This window comes from Streptomyces sp. NPDC002032 (genome assembly GCF_042890765.1).
Classification (GTDB): Bacteria; Actinomycetota; Actinomycetes; order Streptomycetales; family Streptomycetaceae; genus Streptomyces.
In genome coordinates this window covers 62655-84111 of record NZ_JBIASM010000011.1, presented here as the reverse complement: position 1 = coordinate 84111, position 21457 = coordinate 62655, and the positions used below count along the sequence as shown (strand labels likewise).

At 73.9% G+C, this 21457-nt stretch carries 23 protein-coding genes; 8 read left to right on the top strand and 15 right to left on the bottom strand.

Annotated elements, in window-relative coordinates:
* Positions 1-82 precede the first annotated feature (82 nt).
* Entirely contained in the window at positions 83-703 is a 621-nt protein-coding gene (gene thpR, locus ACFYYT_RS24685) for an RNA 2',3'-cyclic phosphodiesterase (RefSeq protein WP_351825277.1), read from the top strand.
* A gap of 151 nt (positions 704-854) precedes the next feature.
* Here the strand turns inward: thpR and ACFYYT_RS24680 are convergent, their stop codons facing one another.
* From ACFYYT_RS24680 to ACFYYT_RS24665, 4 genes are read right to left on the bottom strand one after another with little or no spacing between them, the layout of a single operon-like run.
* Positions 855-1367: a hypothetical protein gene (locus ACFYYT_RS24680; RefSeq protein WP_351825280.1), complete on the bottom strand. Its 513-nt coding sequence runs from the start codon at positions 1365-1367 to the stop codon at positions 855-857.
* A gap of 2 nt (positions 1368-1369) precedes the next feature.
* On the bottom strand, positions 1370-1861 hold the full coding sequence (locus ACFYYT_RS24675) for a hypothetical protein (protein WP_351825283.1): 492 nt from the start codon (positions 1859-1861) through the stop codon (positions 1370-1372).
* 47 nt (positions 1862-1908) lie between these two features.
* The gene (locus ACFYYT_RS24670; RefSeq protein ID WP_351825286.1) at positions 1909-3240 is read right to left on the bottom strand and encodes a hypothetical protein; all 1332 of its coding nucleotides are present in this window, start codon (positions 3238-3240) and stop codon (positions 1909-1911) included.
* An 8-nt stretch (positions 3241-3248) separates the two neighbouring features.
* Positions 3249-3746 carry a hypothetical protein gene (locus ACFYYT_RS24665; RefSeq protein ID WP_351825289.1) on the bottom strand — a complete coding sequence of 166 codons (498 nt, stop codon included), beginning with the start codon at positions 3744-3746 and terminating at the stop codon, positions 3249-3251.
* A 201-nt stretch (positions 3747-3947) separates the two neighbouring features.
* On the opposite strand from ACFYYT_RS24665, the gene ACFYYT_RS24660 reads away from it, so the two are divergent.
* The gene (locus tag ACFYYT_RS24660; protein WP_351825292.1) at positions 3948-4781 is read left to right on the top strand and encodes a class I SAM-dependent methyltransferase; all 834 of its coding nucleotides are present in this window, start codon (positions 3948-3950) and stop codon (positions 4779-4781) included.
* 33 nt (positions 4782-4814) lie between these two features.
* Here the strand turns inward: ACFYYT_RS24660 and ACFYYT_RS24655 are convergent, their stop codons facing one another.
* A complete protein-coding gene (locus ACFYYT_RS24655; protein ID WP_351825295.1) occupies positions 4815-5288 on the bottom strand; it encodes a hypothetical protein in 474 nt (157 codons plus the stop codon).
* 462 nt (positions 5289-5750) lie between these two features.
* Here ACFYYT_RS24655 and ACFYYT_RS24650 point away from each other — a divergent pair, with 462 nt between their 5' ends.
* From ACFYYT_RS24650 to ACFYYT_RS24640, 3 genes are all read left to right on the top strand, one after another.
* Positions 5751-6083, top strand: a complete 333-nt coding sequence (locus ACFYYT_RS24650; RefSeq protein WP_351825298.1) for a MazG-like family protein — start codon at positions 5751-5753, stop codon at positions 6081-6083.
* Between the two features lie 81 nt (positions 6084-6164).
* Positions 6165-6617: a helix-turn-helix domain-containing protein gene (locus ACFYYT_RS24645; RefSeq protein WP_351825301.1), complete on the top strand. Its 453-nt coding sequence runs from the start codon at positions 6165-6167 to the stop codon at positions 6615-6617.
* A gap of 40 nt (positions 6618-6657) precedes the next feature.
* A complete protein-coding gene (locus ACFYYT_RS24640; RefSeq protein WP_351825304.1) occupies positions 6658-7026 on the top strand; it encodes a DUF4180 domain-containing protein in 369 nt (122 codons plus the stop codon).
* Positions 7027-7190: 164 nt separating this feature from the next.
* Here the strand turns inward: ACFYYT_RS24640 and bla are convergent, their stop codons facing one another.
* The 3 genes from bla to ACFYYT_RS24625 all read right to left on the bottom strand — a co-directional run bounded on the left by bla (position 7191) and on the right by ACFYYT_RS24625 (position 9708).
* Positions 7191-8117, bottom strand: a complete 927-nt coding sequence (gene bla, locus ACFYYT_RS24635; RefSeq protein WP_351825307.1) for a class A beta-lactamase — start codon at positions 8115-8117, stop codon at positions 7191-7193.
* A 142-nt stretch (positions 8118-8259) separates the two neighbouring features.
* The gene (locus ACFYYT_RS24630) at positions 8260-9126 is read right to left on the bottom strand and encodes a serine protease (RefSeq protein ID WP_351825310.1); all 867 of its coding nucleotides are present in this window, start codon (positions 9124-9126) and stop codon (positions 8260-8262) included.
* Between the two features lie 120 nt (positions 9127-9246).
* The gene (locus ACFYYT_RS24625) at positions 9247-9708 is read right to left on the bottom strand and encodes a DUF6194 family protein (RefSeq protein ID WP_351825334.1); all 462 of its coding nucleotides are present in this window, start codon (positions 9706-9708) and stop codon (positions 9247-9249) included.
* 61 nt (positions 9709-9769) lie between these two features.
* Here ACFYYT_RS24625 and ACFYYT_RS24620 point away from each other — a divergent pair, with 61 nt between their 5' ends.
* On the top strand, positions 9770-10570 hold the full coding sequence (locus ACFYYT_RS24620) for a MerR family transcriptional regulator (RefSeq protein ID WP_351825313.1): 801 nt from the start codon (positions 9770-9772) through the stop codon (positions 10568-10570).
* A 421-nt stretch (positions 10571-10991) separates the two neighbouring features.
* Here ACFYYT_RS24620 and ACFYYT_RS24615 read toward each other — a convergent pair whose 3' ends face one another.
* Positions 10992-11468, bottom strand: a complete 477-nt coding sequence (locus ACFYYT_RS24615; RefSeq protein ID WP_351825315.1) for a hypothetical protein — start codon at positions 11466-11468, stop codon at positions 10992-10994.
* A gap of 386 nt (positions 11469-11854) precedes the next feature.
* On the opposite strand from ACFYYT_RS24615, the gene ACFYYT_RS24610 reads away from it, so the two are divergent.
* Positions 11855-13717, top strand: coding sequence for a M1 family aminopeptidase (locus ACFYYT_RS24610; protein ID WP_351825316.1), 1863 nt, complete (start codon positions 11855-11857; stop codon positions 13715-13717).
* Positions 13718-13839: 122 nt separating this feature from the next.
* Positions 13840-14562, top strand: a complete 723-nt coding sequence (locus ACFYYT_RS24605; RefSeq protein ID WP_351825317.1) for a hypothetical protein — start codon at positions 13840-13842, stop codon at positions 14560-14562.
* Positions 14563-14570: 8 nt separating this feature from the next.
* Here the strand turns inward: ACFYYT_RS24605 and ACFYYT_RS24600 are convergent, their stop codons facing one another.
* The 6 genes from ACFYYT_RS24600 to ACFYYT_RS24575 all read right to left on the bottom strand — a co-directional run bounded on the left by ACFYYT_RS24600 (position 14571) and on the right by ACFYYT_RS24575 (position 21436).
* Positions 14571-15236, bottom strand: coding sequence for a peptidoglycan recognition family protein (locus ACFYYT_RS24600; RefSeq protein WP_351825318.1), 666 nt, complete (start codon positions 15234-15236; stop codon positions 14571-14573).
* Between the two features lie 99 nt (positions 15237-15335).
* Positions 15336-16763, bottom strand: coding sequence for a GH1 family beta-glucosidase (locus ACFYYT_RS24595; protein ID WP_351825320.1), 1428 nt, complete (start codon positions 16761-16763; stop codon positions 15336-15338).
* Between the two features lie 103 nt (positions 16764-16866).
* Positions 16867-17784, bottom strand: a complete 918-nt coding sequence (locus ACFYYT_RS24590; protein WP_351825322.1) for a carbohydrate ABC transporter permease — start codon at positions 17782-17784, stop codon at positions 16867-16869.
* Positions 17781-18743 carry a sugar ABC transporter permease gene (locus ACFYYT_RS24585; RefSeq protein WP_351825324.1) on the bottom strand — a complete coding sequence of 321 codons (963 nt, stop codon included), beginning with the start codon at positions 18741-18743 and terminating at the stop codon, positions 17781-17783. Before ACFYYT_RS24585 ends, ACFYYT_RS24590 begins: the two co-directional genes overlap by 4 nt.
* 103 nt (positions 18744-18846) lie before the next feature.
* On the bottom strand, positions 18847-20157 hold the full coding sequence (locus ACFYYT_RS24580; protein WP_351825326.1) for an extracellular solute-binding protein: 1311 nt from the start codon (positions 20155-20157) through the stop codon (positions 18847-18849).
* 235 nt (positions 20158-20392) lie between these two features.
* Entirely contained in the window at positions 20393-21436 is a 1044-nt protein-coding gene (locus ACFYYT_RS24575; protein WP_351825328.1) for a LacI family DNA-binding transcriptional regulator, read from the bottom strand.
* Positions 21437-21457: the final 21 nt, after the last annotated feature.

Here is a 21457-nt window from a genome sequence, read left to right as displayed (position 1 = left end):
GGTAGACTCTCCCGGTCGATCGCGCCAGCGGCGCCCGTCCCGTGCCGCGCCGGACGGCAGCACGGCACGTACGGAACAGAAGATGACTGAAGCACCCGAGCACGACAGGCCGTCCCCGGTGGCCGGGCCGCCGCAGAGCCGGACCGTTCGGCTGTTCATCGCCCTCGCTCCGCCCGACGCGGCGAAGGAGGAGCTGGCCGAGGAGCTGCGTCCCGCGTACGAGGCGCATCCGCGCATGCGGTGGAACCGCATCGAGGACTGGCACATCACGCTGGCGTTCCTCGGGGAGCTGCCGGTGTCCACCGTCGCGCTCCTGCGGCCGCCGCTGGCACGGCTCGCGGCCGGGCGGCGCCCGCTGTCCCTGGCACTGCGCGGCGGCGGCCATTTCGACGAGCGGGTGCTGTGGAGCGGGATCGACGGGGACCTGGCGGGGCTGCACCGACTGGCCGACGAGGTGCGGACGCTGGTCGGGGAGTGCGGGGTCGCCTTCCAGGGGCGGCCGCTGCGGCCCCATCTGACACTGGCGCGGTCCCGCCGGGACACCCCCTCCTGTGCGGTGGAGGCCGCCGCCGGGCTCGCCGGGTTCGCCGGGCGCCCCTGGGAGGCGGAGCGGCTGCACCTGGTCGGCAGCAACATGGGCCGCGGCCCGGGGCCGATCCACTACCGGGACATCGAGGCCTGGCCGTTCACCGGCGGGGCCTGAGCACACCCGGCGGCCCCGGCAGGCACCGCACCCCACCGAAAAGCACCAGAAAGCACCGGGAAGCACCGGGAAGCACCGGGAAGCACCGGGAAGCCGACGGGGCGGTCGGCGTGGTTCCGGGCCCGCCGGGGCGCTTCCCGAGCCTCCGGCGTCAGCTCTTGCGCGCCCCTCGCCAGGTCCAGCCGGCGGCGAGGACGGCGTCGCGGAGCGGGTCCTTCATATCGCGGGTGACGTGCAGGTCGAAGGAGACCACCTTGTGCCGGCTCCCGTCGGGACCGCGCTCGTACGACCACTCCTTCTGTACCCGGCGGATGGGGCCCCGGCCGTGTTCGCGCTGCACGGTCCGGCCGGGCGGGGCACCGGCCCGCGTCACGGCCCACTGCTCGTCCATCGCGCGCACCTCGCGCTCACCGGGGACCAGCCGCAGCCAGATCTTGAAGGTGCGCTCGACCTGCCGGCGGGCCGGCCCGGAGCCCGTCGGGGGTTCCGTCACCTGCCACGACGCCACCAGGTCGGCCCCGCGGCCCCCGGCCTCGCCGACGGTGAACGGCACGTCCGCGGCGCCCACGGCGAGCAGGACCTCGCGCAGCTCGGCGGCCGTGACCGCCTGCACGGCGGGGTCCGGGCGCCTCGTGCCCAGGTACGCGTCCCAGAGCCGCCCCATGGCTACGCGCCTTCCCCGGTGTCCGGCCGTACGCTGCGCACGAACTCCTGGAAGTCGGGCAGGACGCTGTCGTGCTGGGCCGCGGTGGCGGTGAGGGCCAGCCGGAGCACGGCCCGCCGGCGGGGGTCGGCGGTGTCGACGAGAGCCAGGTAGACCTGGGACTGGACGAGGTCGCGGGTGTCGGCCCCGGCGACGGCGCGGAAGGTCAGCCGCTGGGTGAGCGCGGGCGAATCGGCGGTCCCGGCCTCGCGGCGGTGGACGAGGCGGACGGAGTCGGCGACCTGACGCAGCAGCTCCGCCGAGTCGTCGGCGAGTTCGACCAGGCTCGCCCCCTCGGGCGGGAACCCGCCGTCGATGGTGATGTTGGCGGCGAATCCGGAGTCGGGGTGCGGGTGGACGGCCGCGAAGGCCACGCCGGGGTCGACGTCGCCGCGGGCCGGGAGCCAGCCCTCGGGCAGACGGAATTCGATCGGTACCGGCAGTGCCGTGGGCATGTCGGGTGTTCCTTCCAGCAGGGGTACGGGGTGCGGGGGCGGGTCCGTCAGTCGAACCAGCCGCCGACGGTGTCCTTGACGTCGCCGGCGGTGTCACCCACGAAGTCCGCGACGTCTCCGGCGGCCTCGCTGACCTTGTGCGGGTCGACGGTGATCTCCAGTCCGACGGCGCCGCCCAGGCCCGGGGCGATCCCGGCCTTGCCGCCGATCTTCCAGGCGCCGGTGTCCGGGTCCTTGCGGACGCCCCACGAGGCCTCCGCGCCCGCGCCCGCCCAGCCCTCGCCCGTCACACCGACGCCGATGCCACCGGCCTCCACACCGCTGGCGCCGGATATCTTGCCGCCGGCGAACGCCTTCGCGCCGACGCCGACCTCGGTCTTGGTGGCCTTCGCGCTGACGGAGGCCTCGCCTCCGGCGAAGCCCTCGACCCGCGCGTAGCCGCCGACCTGACCGTACTGGACGCGGCCCTCGGTCAGTGCCCTGATGCCCGCCGAGGCCTCGGCCTTGCCGGAGACGCCCTGGTCGGTGAAGCCCCAGTTGGCGCTGGCGCGGGCTCCGGCGTACATGTCGTCGACGCCGGAGAGGGTCCAGCGTCCGTCGGTCACCGATCCCTTGGCCGTGGCGTGGAAGAGGTCGGCGTAGGCCTTGACGGAGCCTTCCTTGCCGTACTTGGTTCCGCTGATGGAGAAGCCGGCGTCGGGTCCGGTCACCGTGGCGGGGTCGGTCTTGTCCGGTGTCCCCGCGTCGGTGGGCAGGGTCTTCGGGGCCTTCGCGAGGTCGCCCTCGGGGTGGGCGTTGAAGCCGGTGAACGTCTCGTCGGCGCCCTTGCCGAAGGCGTCGCGGTTGCTGTCGACGACGGCGGCGCTCAGGGCCGCCCTGACGTGCGCGTCGAGCTCGGAGACGGCGCTCACCCGGTCGTCGAGGTGCTTCTGCCACTTGCCGACGGCCTCGGTGATCGCCTTCTGGCCGTCGGGGTCGTGGTGGTAGGCGCTGCGCTCGGAGGGCGTGAGCCGCGCGTAGTCGAAGGCGACGCGTCCCTCTTCGGAGACGGTCATCCCGGCGGCGACGGCGTCGGCGCGGGCACTCTCCAGCTTCTTCTTGAGGTCGGTGAAGCCCTCGTGGGCGTCGCGCAGCAGGCTGGCGATGGCCTTGGCCTGGGTCTGCGCGGCGGTGTACTCGAAGCGGGTCGCCTTGAAGCTGGTGTGGGCGGTCCCGGCGCTGACGCCGGACCAGTCCGGCCCCATGGTGATCTTCTGGACGGATTCGCCGTAGCGGGTCTCGACCTTCTTCAGCTCGCCCGCCATGGAGTCCCACTTGGCGGCGGCCGTGCCGAGCAGGCCCAGGTCGGTGTTCATGACCTCGTGGTACTTCAGCGCCATGACTCCCCCTACAGGCCGTTCAGCTTCGACTGGGACGTCAGGAACTGGCCGCGTACCCCGGTGTCGTTGCCGGTGATGAGGGAGTTCGCGCCGCGCAGTGCGGTCTTCTCGCCCGCCAGGCGGGACATGAGGGTCTTCACCTGCTGGTCCCACGTGTCGGCGACCGTCTTCAGTCCGGCGGCGGTCTCCCAGCCGTCGAAGCCCTTGCGGGCGGTCTCGGTGGTGGCGTCCGCGTGTTCGGCGGCCTTCTTGGTGTCGGGCTGGAGTTCGTTCTCTATCGTGTTGGCCGCGGTCTTCTTCTCCGCGGGCGTGGAGGCGAAGTCCGGGTTCCCGCCCGGGGATCCCGGGGATCCGGGGACCAATGGCCAGCCGGGGCCCTTGCCCGGCGCGTACGGCCCCATCGGGCTCTGACCCGGACCCGGCGCACCGTTCAGCCGTGTGCCCACCTGCTGGTCCGTCAGGGCCGTGTCCCCAGGGCCCCACGGCTGTGCGGATTCGTCTGGCATTTCGAATTCTCCCCCGTCGGCAGGCCACCGATCCTATGCATGACAACCAGCCACCGGTCCGGCGCCCCGGGCTCGAAAGCTCCGCACCCGCAGCCGTGCCGCCGACGGGGCGGCGCTCTGTCGCGACGGGGCGCCGCCGCGTCACACTGGGGTTCCGGTACGGAGCCGTCCGTCACCGGAGTCCACGGAGGTGATGGGGCGTTGACGGGTGACCCTGGAGGCGAGTCCGTACCGGCGGTGCCGCCCGCGGTGTGGGAGACGTACGGTCCGGCCGACCTCAGTGCCGTTCCCGTCTTTTCGGGAGGGTTCATCAACTTCGGGTACTGGGCGTCCGTCGACCTGACGGACCCGCTGTCGGAGGGCGACCGGATCCGCAGCGAACAGGACCTCTACCGGCAGGTGCTGGACGCGACCGCCCCCGGGGGCGGGCGGGCGGTGGAGGTCGGCTGCGGTCTCGGGGTGGGCTGCGCGCTCGCCCTGGAGGAGTACCGGCCCGAGGCGGTCACCGGGGTGGACATCCACCCCCAGCAGCTGGAGCGGGCCCGCGGGGCCAACGCGGCGCTGCTGGCGGCGGCTCCGGACCGGCTGCGGTTCGTCCTGGGCGCGGCCGAGGGTCTGCCGCTGGGCGACGGGGAGTTCGACTGCCTGTACAGCGTCGAGGCCGCCCAGCACTTCCCGGACCTGTCCGCCTTCGCCCGGGAGGCGGCCCGGGTGCTGCGGCCCGGCGGCCGGGTGGCCGTCGCGAGCTTCTTCACCGTCGACGGCGCTCCGGGCCACGCCGGCCGGCTCGCCGGGCTGCTGGACTCGTTCGCCAGCGGCCTGGACATCGCCCGGCCCGTGTCGCGGCTGACCGGCGCCCTCACGGACTCCGGTCTCGTGGACGTCCGGGCCCGCTCGATCGGAGCGCAGGTCTGGCCCGGCTGGGACCGCTGGCTCTCCCGCCTCTGGGAGCCGGGTACCTGGCCGCGCAACTTCCTGACCGCCTGGGAGCAGCGGATCCTGGACTACTACCTGGTCACCGCCACCCGCCCGTAGCGGCCCGGGCGCCGGCGGCGGCGCCCCGGGCGGTCAGCGGGCGCGGCGGGGTCCGCCGCGGTGGGGGCGGCGGCGTGCGACGGCTTCGGGGGCGGCCTCGGGGGACGAGAAGCCGCCTGCCACGGCGACGCGTTGGGGGGCGGCCGGGGCGCCGGCGGCCGGCTGTACGGGGGCGGCCGGGCCGGTGCGCGCCTCCGACGGGCCCTGGGCGCGCCCCAGGATGGTGATGTGGTGGATCAGGGAGGCGCAGGCCTGGCAGACCTCGGCGAGCGTCCAGACCTGCCCCACGGCGGGGTTGTGGACGAGGATCAGCAGCGGCGCGCCGGTGCAGGACGCCCGGGTGTCCTCGTGGAAGGCGCACTCGGCGGCCCGGCAGGCGCAGGCGGCGTTGGGGCGGACGGTGGCGAGCCGGGCGTGCGCCCTGATGTGCTCGGCGGCGAAGCGCCGCATGGCCCCGGTGTCCTTGGAGCGGGGCGGCATCCGGCAGGCCCCGGTGCTGCAGGTCACGGAGACGGTGTGGTCCGGGTGGCCCGTCAGGCGGACCGTCCAGGTCCGTCCGGGGACACGCGACGCGGGAAGCAAGGTCATGGAGGAGCCGTTCGTTCACGGAATGCGGTTGACGTGCCCTGAACGGCGGTACGCCGCCAGGTGCGGGGCGGTGGATCGGACGCGGCACGCCCGGCACGCTCGGCGGGCCCGGCGCGGGGCCGGGCGGGACCGGGGTGGAGACCGGGAAGGAGTCGTACGTCGAGGGCACGTGGGCCGAGGAGGCCTACTGCTGTTTTCGCACGTGGCCGGTGGACTGTCAACGGAGCTGCGCCGTGACGGGCGCCGAGGTCACCCGGGCACCACCCCGGAGGCCGGGGCGCGCGAACGGCAACACCGCTTCGCGCTGGCCTCGTTGAGCAGCGGGGGTGCCGTCGCGCACCTCGCGCCCGCCCGTACGCCCGTCGGAGAAGGGGAACGACCGTGCAGAACGTGTGGACCGTCATCGGGGAACTCGCCAGGACCTTCCAGGCACGCGCCGAGGAACGGGGCCAGTCGCAGGAGGAGCAGTGGACCCTGCAAGTCCTGAAGATCGGCGAGGAATTCGGCGAGGCGGCCCAGGCCGTCCTCGGTGCCCGCGGCAGCAACCCGCGCAAGGGGTACAGCCACGACTGGGCCGACGTCCAGGCGGAGGTGGCGGACACGGTGATCACCGGGCTGGTCGCCCTCGCGCGGATGCGTCCGGACGACGCCGAGGAGTACCTCGTCCGGCAGCTCGCCCTGAAGGCCGCGAACTTCCTGCCGCAGACTCCCTGAACTTCCCTTACCTTCCCTCACTGGGATACGTTGAGGGAAGGTAAGGGATAGGGCGCCGGATGTGCGGCCGGAACGGAGCGGGTGGACGACGTGGGACGGCAGCTCTACTACTCGGTGGACCAGGTGGCGGACCAGCTCGGACTGCACGTCCGGACCGTCCGGGGCTACGTACGGGACGGGCGGCTCAAGGCCACCCGCGTCGGCCGGCAGTACCGGATCACGCCCGAGGACCTGGAGGCCTTCACCGGCCTCCCCGCCCCCTCGCCCGCCCGCCGCGCGCGTCACACCGAGGTGTCCGGCATCGTCCAGATCGACGCGATCGACCCCGAGGCCGTGGGCCGCCTGACCAACCTGATCATGGCCGCCGCCACCGGCCGGCACGGCAACGTGCCGGGGCGCGGGGACGCCGACCGCCTGCGCGTCGAGAGCGTCCACGACGCGGAGCGGTCCACCCTCAAGATCGTCATCCTGGGCGGCCTCGACACCACGGCCGAACTCCTGCGCCTCATCGACGCGGTGGTCGAAGACCTGTGACGCACGCACCTCCGCACCCCTGCGAAAGGAAACGGCCCCCATGCCCGACACGATCGAGACCCTCGCCGGGACGCCCGTGCTCGTCCGGCCGCCCGACGGCGCCCCCGTCCGCGACGAGCGCGACGCGACCGACCTCGTCGGCGAGGGCTGGTACCGGGGCGCGGAATGGGTCCTGCTGCCGGCCGCCTGCCTGACCGAGGACTTCTTCCGGCTGCGCACCCGCCTGGCCGGGGACATCGTCCAGAAGTTCGTCAACTACCGGATGGGGCTGGCCGTGGTCGGTGACATCTCGCACCACGTCGAAGCCAGCGACTCCCTGCGGGACTTCGTCCGCGAGAGCAACCGCGGCACCCAGCTCTGGTTCCTCCCGGACGCGGAGGCCCTGCGCGCCCGCCTGACCCGCCCCTGAGGGACGGAAGCCGCCCCGGGGAACGGAGAGCCCGGGGCGGCGGGTGCACCCAGCCCTTCAACGAGCCGGCGCAGAATCGGTTCCGCAAGATTGTGGGAGATTTCACGAACGGCGGCCCGGGCGGCCCGGCACCGCCCGGGGCGGCCCGGGCCGGGCGGCCGGGGTCAGGACAGGGCGGCCGCCAGCAGGGCGGCGGTCTCGGCCACGAGCGGGTTGTCGGCGGTGGCCTCGGGACGGTCGTGGGTGGTCAGGACGGTGAGGACGATGGGCGGGCGGTGCGGGGGCCAGGTGATCCCGGCGTCGTTGTTCGTGCCGTAGTCACCGCCGCCGGTCTTGTCGGCCAGGACCCAGTCGGCGGGCAGGCCCTTGCGGAAGCGTTCGGTGCTGGTCGTGTTGGCCAGGAGCCACCCCGTCAGCCGTTCCCGGTCCCGGCGTGCGAGCGCGTCGCCGAGGGCCAGCGCGGCATAGGTCCCGGCGATGGCCCGGGGCGTGGTGGTGTCCGTCACCCGGCCGGGCTCCGCCGTGTTCAGCTCGGGCTCCCAGCGGTCGAGCCGGGTGGTCCGGTCGCCCAGGGACCGGCAGAACCGCGTCACGGCCTGCGGGCCGCCCAGTTGCCGCAGCAGGAGGTTGGCCGCGGCGTTGTCGCTCCGGCAGATCGCCGCCGCGCACAGCTGCTCCACCGTCAGGCCGCCCGCCACGTTCTCGGGCAGGCCGGTGACGGGTCCGAAGCCGGAGTCCTTCACGTCCTGTTGCGTGTAGAAGACGCGCCGGGCGAGGACCTCGCCGTCCCGGTCGAGGTCGCGCAGGACGGCGGCCACGGCGACCGTCTTGAAGACCGAGCACATGGGGAAGAGCTCGTCCGCCCGGTGGAGCACGGTCCGGCCGCTGCCCGTGTCCCGGGCGAACACGCCCAGGCGGGCGCCGTGCTCCCGCTCCAGGGCGCGCAGCCGGCGGCCGATCTCGGCGTCCTCGGCGGCGGCCGGCGAGGCGGCGGCCGACGCACTCCAGGGGGCCCCGGCCAGCACGGCCCCCGCCCCCAGTCCGGCGGTCAGTACGGCGCGGCGGGTCGGACGACTGCCTGCGGTCCACACGATCCGGTCTCCCCTGCGGTTTCGGTGTTCTTCGCTGCCTTCGGTGTTCTTCGGTCCTGGTCCTGCGCACTTCTTCCCTATGACATCAGGACGTTCCGGACGTCACGGCAGTTCCCGCCCGGGCCGGTCCACCGACGCGCCGTCAGCAGTGGCCGCCCGTGATGCCGGTGGACTTGGTGATTCCGGTGATCCAGCCCTTGTACGCGGACACGGAGGTCCAGACGCCGGGCCCGCCCCCGCACTTCGGGTCGACGTCGTAGTTCCCGTCGCCGGCGGTGACCCCGACGAGCTCCCAGCGGCCCCCGATCCGCTGGATCTGCGGCCCGCCGGAGTCTCCGTTGCACGCCATCGCGCCGGGAACGCGGCTGGTGGTGCATAGCTCCCCCGGAGCCTTGACGCCCAGGCAGCCGGTGGCGGCGGAGACGCGGGTGTCCAGTTCCTGGAGGCGCTCGGAGAACATCCACTCCTGGACGTCCCGCGCGTCCACGACGGTGCCGAAGCCGAGGACCCGGGTGGCGGCGCCGGCCCGGGGCGCCCGGTCGGCGACGGCGACCGGCCGCTGCGGGGCCGGGCGGTCCAGCCGGAGCAGGGCGATGTCGTCGTGCGAGCGGCCGTCCTGCCCGTCGTAGCCGGGGTGGACGGCCTTCCCGACGATCCTGCGCACCGAACCGCCGGAGTGCCGGTGCTCGCTGCCGATCCGGACCGTTCCGTCCGGGTGCGCGAAGGGGCCGTCCTGCGCGCAGTGCGCGGCGGTGACGACCCACTCGGGTGCGATCAGCGCGCCGCCGCACACGCCGCCCACCGTCTTCGTGCCGTCGGGGAAGACCATCGGGATCGACACCATGAACGGGTACGGCTCGCTGGAATCGCTGCCGCCCACGATCGCATGGGCGCCGGTGCTCGTCGCGGCCGCGCACAGGAGAGTGACCGCGCCGAGCACCGCGAGCCGCCCCCTGAGGCCCGTACGGGTACGGGCGTGGGCGGCGGCCGGGCGGGTCCGAGCTGACATGAGATCCCCTTCGCGAGGGAGGGCGGCCGGGCGGTACGAGGGCCCCGGCCCGTCCGGGCCGGTTCCGCGGCGCGCGTACCCCCCATCAGCTTGTGCCCTGCCCCGCGAAACCGGCCACCCCTAGGCGGTCCCGTGGCGGCGCTCGAACCGCGCGCGGGCGGCGGCGTGGGCCTCGCGCAGGAGCCGGTGCACGGTGTCCGCCGTCCGCCCGGCGGGATTGACCACCGCGATCCAGCCGTACGGGCCGTACACCGGGTGCGGTACCACGCGGTCGGCGGCCGCGTGATCGCGGGGCCGGACCAGGGCGTCCAGCTCCTCGCCGGTCAGCTCGCGGAACGTCGTGCGGTCCACGCGGATGCTGACGCGCCAGCGGCCCGGCGGATCGAGGTCGCCCGCGGTGTCGCCGGGATGGTCCTTGGTCACGATCGTCGCGTAGGGCTGGGCGTTGCGCGGCGGGTGCCCGTCGGGGGCGTAGAAGAAGAACACGTCCCCCCAGGCCACCTCGGGAGACCCGTCCCCCCGTTCGGGGCGGTTCACGTGCGCGCCGGTGAAGCCCCGCACGGTCGCGACGATCTGTTCCATACTCGTGTCCGTACTCATGGTTCAAGCATCACCTTCAAGTGCTTCTGTGGGGTTGGCGTCGATGGCAGAGCGGGCGGGCGGTGTGCGCGGGGCGGGACCGATGCGCACCGTGGACGTGGCCGGGGAGTCGGGGTACTCGGTACAGCAGGTACGCGACCTGGAGCGGCTCGGCGTCATCCCGCCGGCCGCCCGCTCCGCCAACGGCTACCGCTCCTACACCGCCCTCCACGTGCACGCCCTGCGCGCCTACCGGGGGCTCGCGGCGGCCGCCGGGCCCGTCGAGGCGCGCCGGATGCTGGCCGGGCTGCGCACCGGGACGCTCGCCGGGGCCGCCGCCGCGGTGGGAGGGGTCCACGTCCGGCTCGCCCGGGAGCGGGAGGAGGCCCTGCGCGCCCTGGCGGCGGTGCACGCGATCCGGGCCGAGCCCGGAGCCCGCGGGATCGACGGGGACGGGGACGGCGACGGAGCCGGAGCCGGAGCCGGAGACAGTGACGGCGACGCGATGACGATCACCGAGCTGGCCGGGGCGCTGGGCGTCCGTACGTCGGCCCTGCGGTTCTGGGAGCAGGAGGGGCTCGTCCTCCCCGAGCGCGTCACCTCGCTGCGCGCCCGCCGATACGGGCCCCCGGCCATCGCGGCGGCCCGTATCGTCGCGGCCCTGCGGAGCTGCGGGTACGGCGTTCCCGCGGTCCGGGAGGTGATGGGCTCCCTGGCCGGGCCGGGCGGTCTGGCGGAGGCGGAGCGCGTCCTCGGGCTCCGGCTGGAGCGGATCGCCGCCCGGACGGTGGCGCTCCTGCACGCGGGCAGCGACCTCGCGGCGGTCGTCGCCGCCGCGGGCGATGCGGCGGTCGGGGCCTCCTGAGGGCCCGGCGACGGGCCCCCGCGCGCGGCCGGGATCGCCACCTGAACCGGTCGGCCCGTACACCGGCGATGCACGGTCCGTTCACCGGCCGGGATCAGGATCGGACCGAGCCGAGCCGGGTGGCCGCCCGGCTCCGCACCCCCTGTCGATCACGCCCCGGACCGCGCCCCGCGCGACGGCCGGGGAGGCAACGCCGAACGGACCCTTCCCATGGCCCCCTCCCCCCTCGCCTCCGTCCGCCGCCCCGTGCGCCGCGTCCTGATGACCGCGGCGGCGGCCGCGGCCACGATCGTGAGCAGGCTCGCCGGCGCCCAGGCGTGACCCCGCCGCCCGACGCTCGTTGAACGGGGCGGTCAGCGAAGTGCACGAAGCCCCGGGACGGTCGAATCCCGGGGCTTCGTGGTGTCGCCGGACGGAGCCGTCAGTAGACGAGCGGGTACGTCACGTCCTTCCCCACGGGCGCGGGCGCGGTGTGGGTGTAGAGCAGCCGGATCGTGGTGAAGCGGCGCAGGTCGGGGGTGGCGGGCCAGGTCTGCGGCGCGCTCAGGGTGACCGTCACCGGGTAGGGGCGGAACCGGCCCGCCGCGCAGTTCGGGCGGCAGTCGTTGACCATGTCCGTTCCGGTGGCGGTGGCCTGGCGCGGCCCCCAGCTCTCCCAGCGCAGGCCGACGAGCCGGTTGTTGCCGTCCCCGCAGGCCAGCAGGTACTCCTCGGGGCGCGTCTGCGCCTTCGAGAAGCAGTCGACGAGCACGACGGGGCGGGACGGCGGGTCGGCCGGGGTACGCGCCGAGGCCGGCACGGCCGCCACGAGCAGGGCCACCGCCGTACCCAGCAGGCCCGCCGCCCGCATCCCGTGCCGGGGCGCGCGGGCGGCCCGGCCGTCTCCTGAAGCGTCCACCGGACCCCTCCTCAGTCGTGCGTTCACCGCCCCCAGCTTCCCCCACTCGTACGGAGGCCGCACCCGCAAGGGCAGCGACGGCCGGCCACGGCGGCAGCGCACCCGACGGCACCGGCACCCGGCGGCACCGGACGGCGGCGGATCTGCGGAGCGCCCGCCTCCGCATGCGGGGCGAACACTTTACCCACGCTTGATGGCATGCTCCCGACAAATCCGGAAGGCTTCCCCGCAGCCGTGCCGCCCTGACCCCAGAGCGGCGCGCGGACCTCTCACCTCCGCCATCGCGCGAGCGATGCGCCCAGCCCACGGCTGCCCTCGGCGCACCCTGGCCGGCCGGGCGGCCGCCGAGCAGGCCGGACACCCCGGCCGCCCCGAAGGAGATACGCGTGAGATCCACCCCCCACAAGGCCCTCGCCGCGACCGTGTGCGCCGTCGCCGCGCTGGCCACCGCCGTACTGCCAGCCGTCCAGGCCACCGCCGCACCGACGACGGCCCCCCGGGCCGCCGCGGCCTGCACTCCGGCCCAGGTCATCGCCAACGGCGGTTTCGAGGGCGGCACCTCGCCCTGGACCCAGTCGCAGACCAGCGTCATCACCGACCGCGCCGGTCAGAGCGCCCACGGCGGAACCCACTTCGCCTGGCTGGACGGCGTCGGCAGCACGCACACCGACACCCTCTCCCAGAGCGTCACGGTCCCCGCCGGATGCAGCTCCGCGACGCTCACGTTCTGGCTGCACGTCGACACCACCGAGACCACCACCTCGACCAAGTACGACAAGCTGACGGCGAAGATCGGTTCGACGACGCTCGCGACGTACTCGAACCTCGACAAGAACACCGGCTACGTCCAGAAGTCCTTCGACGTGTCCGCGTTCGCGGGCCAGACCGTCAGCGTGGCCTTCACCGGCACCGAGGACTCCAGCCTCAAGACGAACTTCGTCGTCGACGACGTCGCCCTCGACACCTCCGGCGGCACGACCCCGCCCGGGGACACCACCCGCACCCCGGCCTCGCCCGCCTACACGGTCAGCCTGAGCAGCAACGCGAGCGGAACCGTCTGGACCGGCCACGAGAGCGCCACCTTCACCAACGCCTCCGCCACCGCGCTGACGGAGGTGTACCTGCGGCTGTGGGACAACTACCACGGCACCTGCGCGGCCATGCCCATCGCGGTCAGCAACGTCACCGGGGGCACCGCCGGTTCCCCCACCGTCGGCTGCACCGCCCTCAAGATCGACCTGCCGGCCCCGCTGACCCAGGGGCAGAGCGCCACGATCGGCTTCGACCTGGGGATCACCGTGCCCAGCGGCGCCGACCGGTTCGGCTACGACGGGGCCTTCAGCATGCTCGGCAACGCCCTGCCCGTGCTCGCGGTCAGGGACGGCTCGGGATGGCACCTGGACCCGTACACGAACAACGGGGAGTCCTTCTACTCCCTGGCCTCCGACTTCAAGGTGACCCTCGACCACCCGAGCACCCTGCTCGTACCGGCCACCGGTGCCTCCGTCGACACCCCCGGCACCAGCGGGCGCACCGTGACGACCGCCACCGCCACCAAGGTCCGTGACTTCGCCTGGGCGGCGGGACCGTTCACCAAGATCTCCGGCACCTCGGCCGCCGGCACCCCGGTCAACATCTATTCCGTCTCGGGCATCAGCTCCTCCGACGCCCAGTCCATGCTCAGCACCGCCAAGTCCGCCGTGGACGCCCACTCGGCCCGGTTCGGCGCCTACCCGTACGGCGAACTGGACGCGGTGATCGACAACAACTACTGGTTCGGCGGCATGGAGTACCCCGGCTTCGTCCTCGACCTGGTCAGCACCACCGCCCTCACCCACGAGATCGCCCACCAGTGGTGGTACGGCATCGTCGGCGACGACGAGTACAACAGCCCCTGGCTGGACGAGGCGTTCACGGACTACGCCACCGACCTGGCGCAGAACAAGACCGGCGCGAGCTGCTGGAACAGCGTCTCGTGGGCTTCCGCCGCGGAGAAGATCACCAACCCGATGGCGTACTGGGACGCCCACTCCTCGCGGTACTCCACCGTCATCTACGGCTACGGCAAGTGCGCCCTGCACGACCTGCGACGGGTGCTCGGTGACACCGCCATGGCCCAACTCCTCAAGGACTACGCCGCTTCCCACTGGTACGGGGTCTCGACCACGGCCGAGTTCAAGGCGGCCGCCCAGGCCGCGACGACCACGGACCTGACCTCCTTCTGGACCCAGCACCGCATCGACGGCTGAGTCCCGCACCGGTCCGCCGCCGTGGACACCGCCCCGGGCGGCAGCGCGGCGGACCGGTGGCAGGCGCGCGCGGCGACCGTGTGAACATGACCCCGTCACACACGCACTTACGGGGGACCACCATGCGCACGCGCACCACCACCGCCGGGGCCGGCCTGGCCGCCGCCCTCACGGCCCTGCTCCTGCTGGCCGGCTGCACCTCGCCGGACCCCGCCCCGCACGGCACGGCGGGCTCCCCGGCCCCCGTCACCCCGCCCGCGCCGGCCGCGCCGAACGACGGGACCGGCTTCCAGGGCCCGCGCCCCCAAGACCAGAACCTCCTCGCCTGGACGGGCGACCCCAACGACGCGGGCCACGTCACCGCCCAGTCCGCCGCGGGCGTCGGCGGGCGGGTCACCCTGGTGCGGATCGTGCTGCGCGAGCGGATCACCTGGTCCAACCTCTGGCTGGGCCTGGCCGGAATTGACCCATCCGCCCAGCTCTCCCACTGCTACCTCGGCGTGTACGGCGCGGACGGCACCCGGCTCGCGTCCACCGCGGACGTCTCCCCCCAGCTGATGACCGACGCGGTGGCCAAGCCGCTGCCCCTGACCACGCCGTTCACCGCCGCCCCCGGGACGTACTTCATCGCGCTCCTGCTCAACGGCAACTGGGCCACGAACGGCCTCACCCTGAAGGCCACCGGGGCCGGGATCTCGGTCAACGCCGGACTGACGCCGCCGAACCTGCGCTACAGCACCGTCCTGACGGGGCAGACCTCCCTGCCGGACAAGCTGAACCTGGCCGAGCAGTCCACCAGCACCATCAACACCGGCTGGGCCAGCCAGTGGTACGCGGTGTCCTGAGGCCCGCGCTACCAGCCCCGCCGGCAGCGGGCGGCGACGTCCTCGCGCAGGCGCGGGAGGAGGGCGTAGAGCCGGTCGCCGGGGCAGGCCGTGGCGTTGTGGTCACGGTGTCCGTCGATCCCGGCCGGGTCCAGCCCGTACTGGTCGCAGACGTGGGCGCACAGATCGGCCAGGGCCTCGTACTGACCGGCGGGCGGGCCCACCCGGGTGTAGGTGCCCTCGACCTCGATGCCGATGGCCACGTCGTTCTGGCCGACGCAGTGGGAGGCGCGCACCTGCCGCCGGCCCCCGGCCAGTTCGCCGAGGCTGCGGTGCCGGCCCTCCGTGGTGTGGCCGCCGCGGCTCACGGTGAAGTGCTGGCCGGTGTCGATCCACCCCCGGCCGTCCATGTGCTGGGCCTGGACCGCCCGGGCGAGCGCGAAGGCGTGCTCCGGGGAGAAGTCGTCGACGTTGGCGGTGGCCGTGTGGTGCACCACGATCCGCCGGGGCGGTGCGTCCAGGACGGTGACCGGCCCGGCGGGCGGACGGGCACCCCACTCCTCGCAGCCGAAGATCTCCGGGCGGCGCGGGGCCGCCGCGGCGGCGCGTCCCGCCGAGGCCCAGGACAGCGGCCCCAGCCCGAGCACGGCCCCGAGGAGGGCCCGGCGGCCGAACGTCCGCCGGGGTACCGGCACCGGCCGTGCCTCATCGTTTTTTCTCATACGCCCCCAACGAACGGCCGCCCGGGAGGCAACGCCCGCCCGTACCCCCGCCCGGGGTACCGGGACGCTGGCTCAGGCGTCTCCTCCCGGGGCGTCGCAGGCGATCGGGCCGCCACGCGCGATGACGTCCGCGTACCAGCGGGCACTGTCCTTCGGGGTCCTGCGCTGGGTCGCGAAGTCCACGTGCACGATGCCGAACCTCTTGCCGTACCCGTACGCCCATTCGAAGTTGTCCAGCAGCGACCACAGGAAGTACCCCCGGACGTCGGCCCCCCGCGCCATCGCCCGGTGCACGGCGGTCAGGTGGGCCCGGAGGTAGGCGATCCGCTCCGGGTCACGGACGCTGCCCGCCGGGTCCACGTGGTCCTCGTACGCGGCCCCGTTCTCGGTCACCAGCAGCGGGACGTCCGGCAGCCGGTCGCGCAGGCCGGTCAGCAGCTCGTACAGCCCCTCGGCGTCGACCGGCCAGTCCATGGCGGTCCGCGGACCGGGCAGCCGGGGGAAGCGGACGTGCGCCTCGGCCCCGGGCCAGGGCGAGGGCGCCGGGCAGGTGCCGGCCGCGACGACGGTCGGGGCGTAGTAGTTCACGCCGAGGGAGTCGATGGGCTCGCGGGCCGTGCGCAGGTCTCCGTCACGGACGAAGGACCAGTCGGTGAGCGCCTCGGTGTCGCGGACCAGGTCCTGCGGGAGCCGCCCGTGGAACACGGGGTCGAGGAAGATCCGGTTGCCGAGCGCGTCGATCCTGCGGGCCGCGTCCCGGTCGGCGTCCGACCGCGTCAGGGGGCGGACGGCGTGCAGGTTGAGGGTCAGGGAGATCTCGGCCGACGGCGGCAGCGCGGCCCGCAGCGCCTGTACGGCACGTCCGTGGGCGAGGTTGAGGTGGTGCGCGGCGCGCAGGGCGGCGGCCGGCTCGGTACGGCCCGGGGCGTGCTCCCCGGAGGCGTAGCCCAGGAAGGCCGCGCACCAGGGTTCGTTGAGGGTGGTCCAGGTCGCCACGCGGTCGCCGAGCGCCTCGGCCGTGAGCTGCGCGTACCGGGCGAAGCGGTCGGCGCTCTCGCGCTGCGGCCAGCCGCCCGCGTCCTCCAGTTCCTGGGGCAGGTCCCAGTGGTAGAGGGTGGCGACGGGCCGGATCCCGGCTCCGAGCAGTTCGTCGGTGAGCCGGCGGTAGAAGTCCAGCCCCTTCTGGTGGGCGGGGCCGCGGCCGGTGGGCTGGACGCGGGGCCAGGCCACGGAGAAGCGGTAGTCGCTGACGCCGAGGCGCTTCATCAGGGCGACGTCCGCGCGCATGCGGTGGTAGTGGTCGGCGGCGACGTCCCCGGTGTCGCCGTTCCGGACCCGGCCCGGGGTGTGGCTGAAGGTGTCCCAGATGGACGGCGTACGGCCGTCCTCGGCGGCGGCGCCCTCGATCTGGTAGGCGGCGGTGGCCGTGCCCCAGCGGAACCCGTCGGGGAAACGCAGCTGTGTCGGCGGCGTACCGGTGCGTGCGTCGACGGCGGTCATCTGTGGAGAACTCCCTTGGAGGTGAGGGGACGTGGGTGCCGGCGCGGGCGGCGCGTCCGGGCGGTGGGTCCGCGGGTATGCGGGTATGCGGGTGTGCGGCGGGTCAGCCCTTGACGGCGCCCTGCATGATCCCGCCGACGATCTGGCGGCCGAGGAGGCCGAAGACGAGCAGCACGGGAAGGGTGCCGAGCAGGGCGCCCGCCATGATCACGGACTGGTCGTGGACGTAGCCGCCGCCGAGCTGGCGCAGTGCTACCTGAACGGTCGGCTCCTGCGAGGAGAGCGCGATGACGGGCCAGAAGAAGTCGTTCCAGGCCGTCATGAAGGTGAGCAGGCCGAGCACGGCCATGCCGGGCCGTGCGATCGGCACGACGACGGACCAGAAGATCCGGGCGGTGGAGGCGCCGTCGACGCGGGCGGCCTCGATGAGTTCGTCGGGCAGGGACTGGACCAGGATCTGGCGCATGAAGAAGACGCCGAAGGCCGATACGAGGCCCGGCAGGACGACGGCCTGGAGCTGGCCCACCCACTGGAGCCGGGCGATCAGCATGAACAGCGGGATCACCGCGAGCTGCGGCGGGATCATCATGGTCGAGACGGTGACGGCGAGCAGCAGGCCGCGGCCGCGGAAGCGGAGTTTGGCGAAGGCGAACCCGGCGAGCGTGGAGCACAGCACGGTGCCGACGGTGATCGAGCCGGCCACGATCAGGGAGTTGAGCAGGGCCTTGCCGATGTCGGCCTCTTCCACGACCTGCTGGAAGTTGCGCATCAGGTTCGGGCCGGGCAGCAGGGAGGGCGGTGTGCGGGCGAGATCGGCGTTGGAACGGCTGGCGGCGACGATGGTCCAGTAGAACGGGAACGCCGAGATGAGGACGGCGATGGTGAGGACCGCGTACACGAGCCGTCCGCCGTGCCGGCTGCCGGCGCCCGCCCCCCGGCCCCGGCCGCGCCGGCGACCCCGTACGGAAGCGGTGGGCGGGCCGCTCGCCGGCTCGTGGGGCGGGGCGGCGAGGGCGGTCATCGGGCTTCCTCCTGGCGGGAACGGCGGCGCGCGTACAGGGCGTTGGCCCCGACCAGCGCGAGGATCAGCAGGAAGGTCACCCAGGCGGTGGCGGCGGCCCGGCCGAGGTGGAAGAAGCCCCAGCCCTGCTCGTACATGTAGAGGCCGAGCGTCTGGTACTGGTGCGAGATGCCGCCGGATACGGAGCCCTCGAAGAGCAGCGGCTCGCCGAAGAGCTGGGTGGCCCCGATGGTGGAGACGACGGTGGTGAAGAGGATGGTCGGGCGCAGGCCGGGCAGCGTGACGTGCAGGAACTGCCGCCACCTGGAGGCTCCGTCCATCTCGGCGGCCTCGTAGAGCTCGGTCGGGATGGTCTGCATGCCGGCCAGGTAGATGAGGGCGTTGTAGCCGGTCCAGCGCCAGACGACGATCGAGGAGACGGCGAGCTGGGAGGCGACGGTCCCGGTCTGCCAGTCCACCGGGGCGATCCCGGCGAGGCCGAGGAGGTAGTTGGCGACGCCGAAGTCGCGGCCGAAGAGCTGGGCGAAGACGAGGGTGGCGGCGGCGACCGAGGTGGCGTACGGCAGCAGCATGGCGGTACGGAAGAAGGTCCGGCCCCGCAGCCGGTAGTTGAGGAGGTGGGCCAGGCCCAGGGCCATGGCGAGCTGCGGGACGGTGGACAGGACGCCGATGGTGAAGGTGTTGCGCAGCGAGGTCCAGAAGTAGGTGTCGGTGAAGAGGGCGGCGTAGTTGTCCAGCCCCCGCCACTCCATCCGGCCGGGGGTCTGGAGCTCGACGCGGTAGAGGGAGACGAAGGCCGTGTAGAGCAGCGGGAAGAGCCCGAAGGCGGCGAAGAGGGTGAAGAAGGGGGCCAGGTAGGCGTACGGGCCGAGGGCGCGCAGTGACCTGCGGGCCGCGGAGGGGCGGGGGGCCGGGGGCGCGGGCGGTGGCGGGGTGGGAGCGGTGCTGAGGAGGGTCATGCGGCGGGGCCCTTCGGGGGCGGCGGCTGAGGGGCGGTGGCGGGGGGCGGCGGCGGGGCGGCCGGGGCGGAGCACCGGTGTGCGGTGCGGTGTGGTGCGGCGGTCAGCCGGTGGCGTTGCGCACGCCCTTCTTCGCCGTCTCCCACGCCGTGTCCTGCGCCGTGCCCTTGCGCTCGACCTCGCTCAGCGCGTTGGTGATCTGGTCGGAGACGGTCTTGTCGCCGACTCCGGGCACCTGGACGGGAGCGGCCTTGGCGGCGTCGCCGAAGAGGGCGCCGATGGGGGCGTCCGAGAAGTACGGGTCCTTGACGTCGGCCACCCGGGCGATCGCCTCGGTGGCGGAGGGGAACGAGCCCTGCTTCTCGAAGAGCCGGGCCTGCTGCTCGGGGGCGGTGAGCCACTGGATCAGCGCGTAGGCCTCCTTCTTGTGCTTGGCCGCGCGCGGGATCGACAGGTAGGAGCCGCCCCAGTTCCCCGCGCCGCCGGGCAGCCGGGCGACGTCCCACTTGCCGCGGCCCGCGTCCCCGGCCTGGCCCTTGATGTAGCCGAGCATCCACGCGGGGCACGGCAGGGTGGCGAAGGAGCCGGCGGCGAAGGCCTGGTTCCACGGCGGGGACCACTGGTCGAGCTTGGCGCTCAAGCCGTCCTGGGCCGCGCGTACTGAGGTGTTCCAGGCGTTCTTGACCGCCGGGTTCGTTTCGTACACCAGCTTGCCGGAGGCGTCGTAGTAGCGCTCCTTCTGCTGGCCGACCATGACGGTGTAGAGGCTGCCGACGCTGTCCAGCCAGGCGCTCTTCTCGGGGGCGTTCGCCTTGTACTGGCGGCCCAGTTCCAGGTAGCCGTCCCAGGTGGACCACTTCGCCGCGAGCTCGTCGCGCCCGGTGGGCAGACCGGCCTTCTCGAACAGGTCCCGGCGGTAGCACATGGCCTCGGGGCCCACGTCGGTGCCCAGGCCCAGCACCTTGCCGTCGGCGGTGGCCGCGGCCTTCCATTTGGCCTCGGCGAAGGAGCCCTTGAGCGCGCCCGCCCCGTAGGCGGTGAGGTCCTCGAACTTGTCGGACTGCTGCTGGGTGACGGCGGCTATCCGGCCCACCTCGATCCCCTGGACGTCGGCGAGGCCGCCGCCGCCCGCGAGCCGGGTCTGGAGGGACTTCCAGTAGTCCTGCTCGTCCTCCGTGTCCGTCTGCTTGACGGTGACGCCGGGGTGCAGCTTCTCGTACTGGGCGTAGAGTCCGGCCTCCTTGTAGCCGAAGGTGCCGAACAGGTCGACGGTGACCGTGACCTTGCCTCCCGCGCCGTCCGCGGAGCCTTGCGGCGTACCGGATCCGCAGGCGGCCAGCAGCGTCCCGGCGAGGGCGGCCCCGCCGAGGCGGAGTGCGGCGCGCAGGGCGGTGGCGGCTCGGGCTGTGGGCATGGGTGGTCTCCCCTTGGCTTCGGCGTGGAACGGGTGGGTCGAGCGTGCTGAGAGCGCTCTCAGGCGTTGGGTCTGGAGCGTGCCCCCGGCCGGATCGTCCCGTCAAGACCTGAACGCGTAACGGCCGCGTGTGGAGGCGGAGTTGGCGCGGGGGCGACCGGTCGCGCCGGGGCGGCCCGCGCCGGAACGGGCCGCCCCGGGACGGGCCGCGCCGCCGGCGGGGAGCGCCACCGCCTCAGGCCGAAGCGCGGCGCACCAGCCGGGTGGGCGTGATCAGCGCGGACGGGGCGGCGGGGGCGGTGCGTTCGCGGTCCAGGTCGTTCAGCAGCAGCCGGGCCATCATCCGGCCCATGCCCTCGATGTCCTGGTGGACGGTGGTCAGCGGCGGCTCCGCGCGTTCGGCCACGGACGGCATGTCGTCGAAGCCGACGACGGCGACGTCCTTCGGCACGCTGCGGCCCCGCTCGCGCAGGACGCGCAGCGCGCCGACCGCCATCTGGTCGTTGGCGGCGAAGACGGCGTCGAGGTCCGGGTGGTGTTCCAGCAGGTGCGCCATGGCCCGCGCCCCGCCCTCGACCGTGAAGTCCCCGTCCGCCACCATCACCGGGCCGGCCTCGGGCAGGGCGTCCCGGTAGCCGTCGAGCCGGTCGGTCGCCGAGGTCTGGTCGTCCGGGCCGGCGATGTGCGCGACGCGGGTCCGGCCGCCGGCTATCAGGTGGCGGACGGCCTCGGCCGCTCCGCCGCGGTTGTCGGCGTCGACGTACGTCACTCCGGCCGCCCCGCCGGGGGCGGGGGTCCAGGCCGGGCGGCCGCCGTACACGGTGGGCAGGCCGATCCTGCCCGCGATGGCGGGCAACGGGTCGTCGGTGTGCAGGGAGAAGGCGAGCGCGCCGTCGACGTGGCCGCCGGACAGGTAGCGGGCGATCCGGTCGTAGTCGTCCGGGCCCTCCACGAGCAGCAGCACCAACTGGGTGTCGTTCTCCGTCAGTTCCTTGCTGATGCCGCGGAGCTGCTGGGAGAAGAACGGGTCGGAGAAGATGCGGATCTCCGGCTCGGCGATGATGACTGCCACCGCGCCGGTGCGCCGGGTGACGAGGGTCCGGGCCGCCGGATTGGGTACGTAGCCCAGCTCGGCCACGGCTTCGCGCACCTTCTCCGCCACGGGCTGGCGCACCCCGGCCCCGCCGTTGACCACCCGTGAGACCGTCGCCCGGGAGACCCCGGCGCGCGCGGCGACGGCTTCCAGGGTGGGGCGGTGTCCGGTGGGACGCTCAGGCACGGGGTCTCCTCGTCTGTCGCG

Bases quoted from the DNA above. Each gene is read 5' to 3' on its own strand.
- ACFYYT_RS24580 (WP_351825326.1), bottom strand. From the start codon at position 20,157: ATGCCCACAGCCCGAGCCGCCACCGCCCTGCGCGCCGCACTCCGCCTC.
- ACFYYT_RS24590 (WP_351825322.1), bottom strand. From the start codon at position 17,784: ATGACCGCCCTCGCCGCCCCGCCCCACGAGCCGGCGAGCGGCCCGCCC.
- ACFYYT_RS24640 (WP_351825304.1), top strand. From the start codon at position 6,658: ATGCCCGACACGATCGAGACCCTCGCCGGGACGCCCGTGCTCGTCCGG.
- ACFYYT_RS24625 (WP_351825334.1), bottom strand. From the start codon at position 9,708: ATGGAACAGATCGTCGCGACCGTGCGGGGCTTCACCGGCGCGCACGTG.
- ACFYYT_RS24670 (WP_351825286.1), bottom strand. From the start codon at position 3,240: ATGGCGCTGAAGTACCACGAGGTCATGAACACCGACCTGGGCCTGCTC.
- ACFYYT_RS24605 (WP_351825317.1), top strand. From the start codon at position 13,840: ATGCGCACGCGCACCACCACCGCCGGGGCCGGCCTGGCCGCCGCCCTC.
- ACFYYT_RS24620 (WP_351825313.1), top strand. From the start codon at position 9,770: ATGGCAGAGCGGGCGGGCGGTGTGCGCGGGGCGGGACCGATGCGCACC.
- ACFYYT_RS24675 (WP_351825283.1), bottom strand. From the start codon at position 1,861: ATGCCCACGGCACTGCCGGTACCGATCGAATTCCGTCTGCCCGAGGGC.
- ACFYYT_RS24680 (WP_351825280.1), bottom strand. From the start codon at position 1,367: ATGGGGCGGCTCTGGGACGCGTACCTGGGCACGAGGCGCCCGGACCCC.
- ACFYYT_RS24665 (WP_351825289.1), bottom strand. From the start codon at position 3,746: ATGCCAGACGAATCCGCACAGCCGTGGGGCCCTGGGGACACGGCCCTG.
- ACFYYT_RS24630 (WP_351825310.1), bottom strand. From the start codon at position 9,126: ATGTCAGCTCGGACCCGCCCGGCCGCCGCCCACGCCCGTACCCGTACG.
- ACFYYT_RS24585 (WP_351825324.1), bottom strand. From the start codon at position 18,743: ATGACCCTCCTCAGCACCGCTCCCACCCCGCCACCGCCCGCGCCCCCG.
- thpR (WP_351825277.1), top strand. From the start codon at position 83: ATGACTGAAGCACCCGAGCACGACAGGCCGTCCCCGGTGGCCGGGCCG.
- ACFYYT_RS24595 (WP_351825320.1), bottom strand. From the start codon at position 16,763: ATGACCGCCGTCGACGCACGCACCGGTACGCCGCCGACACAGCTGCGT.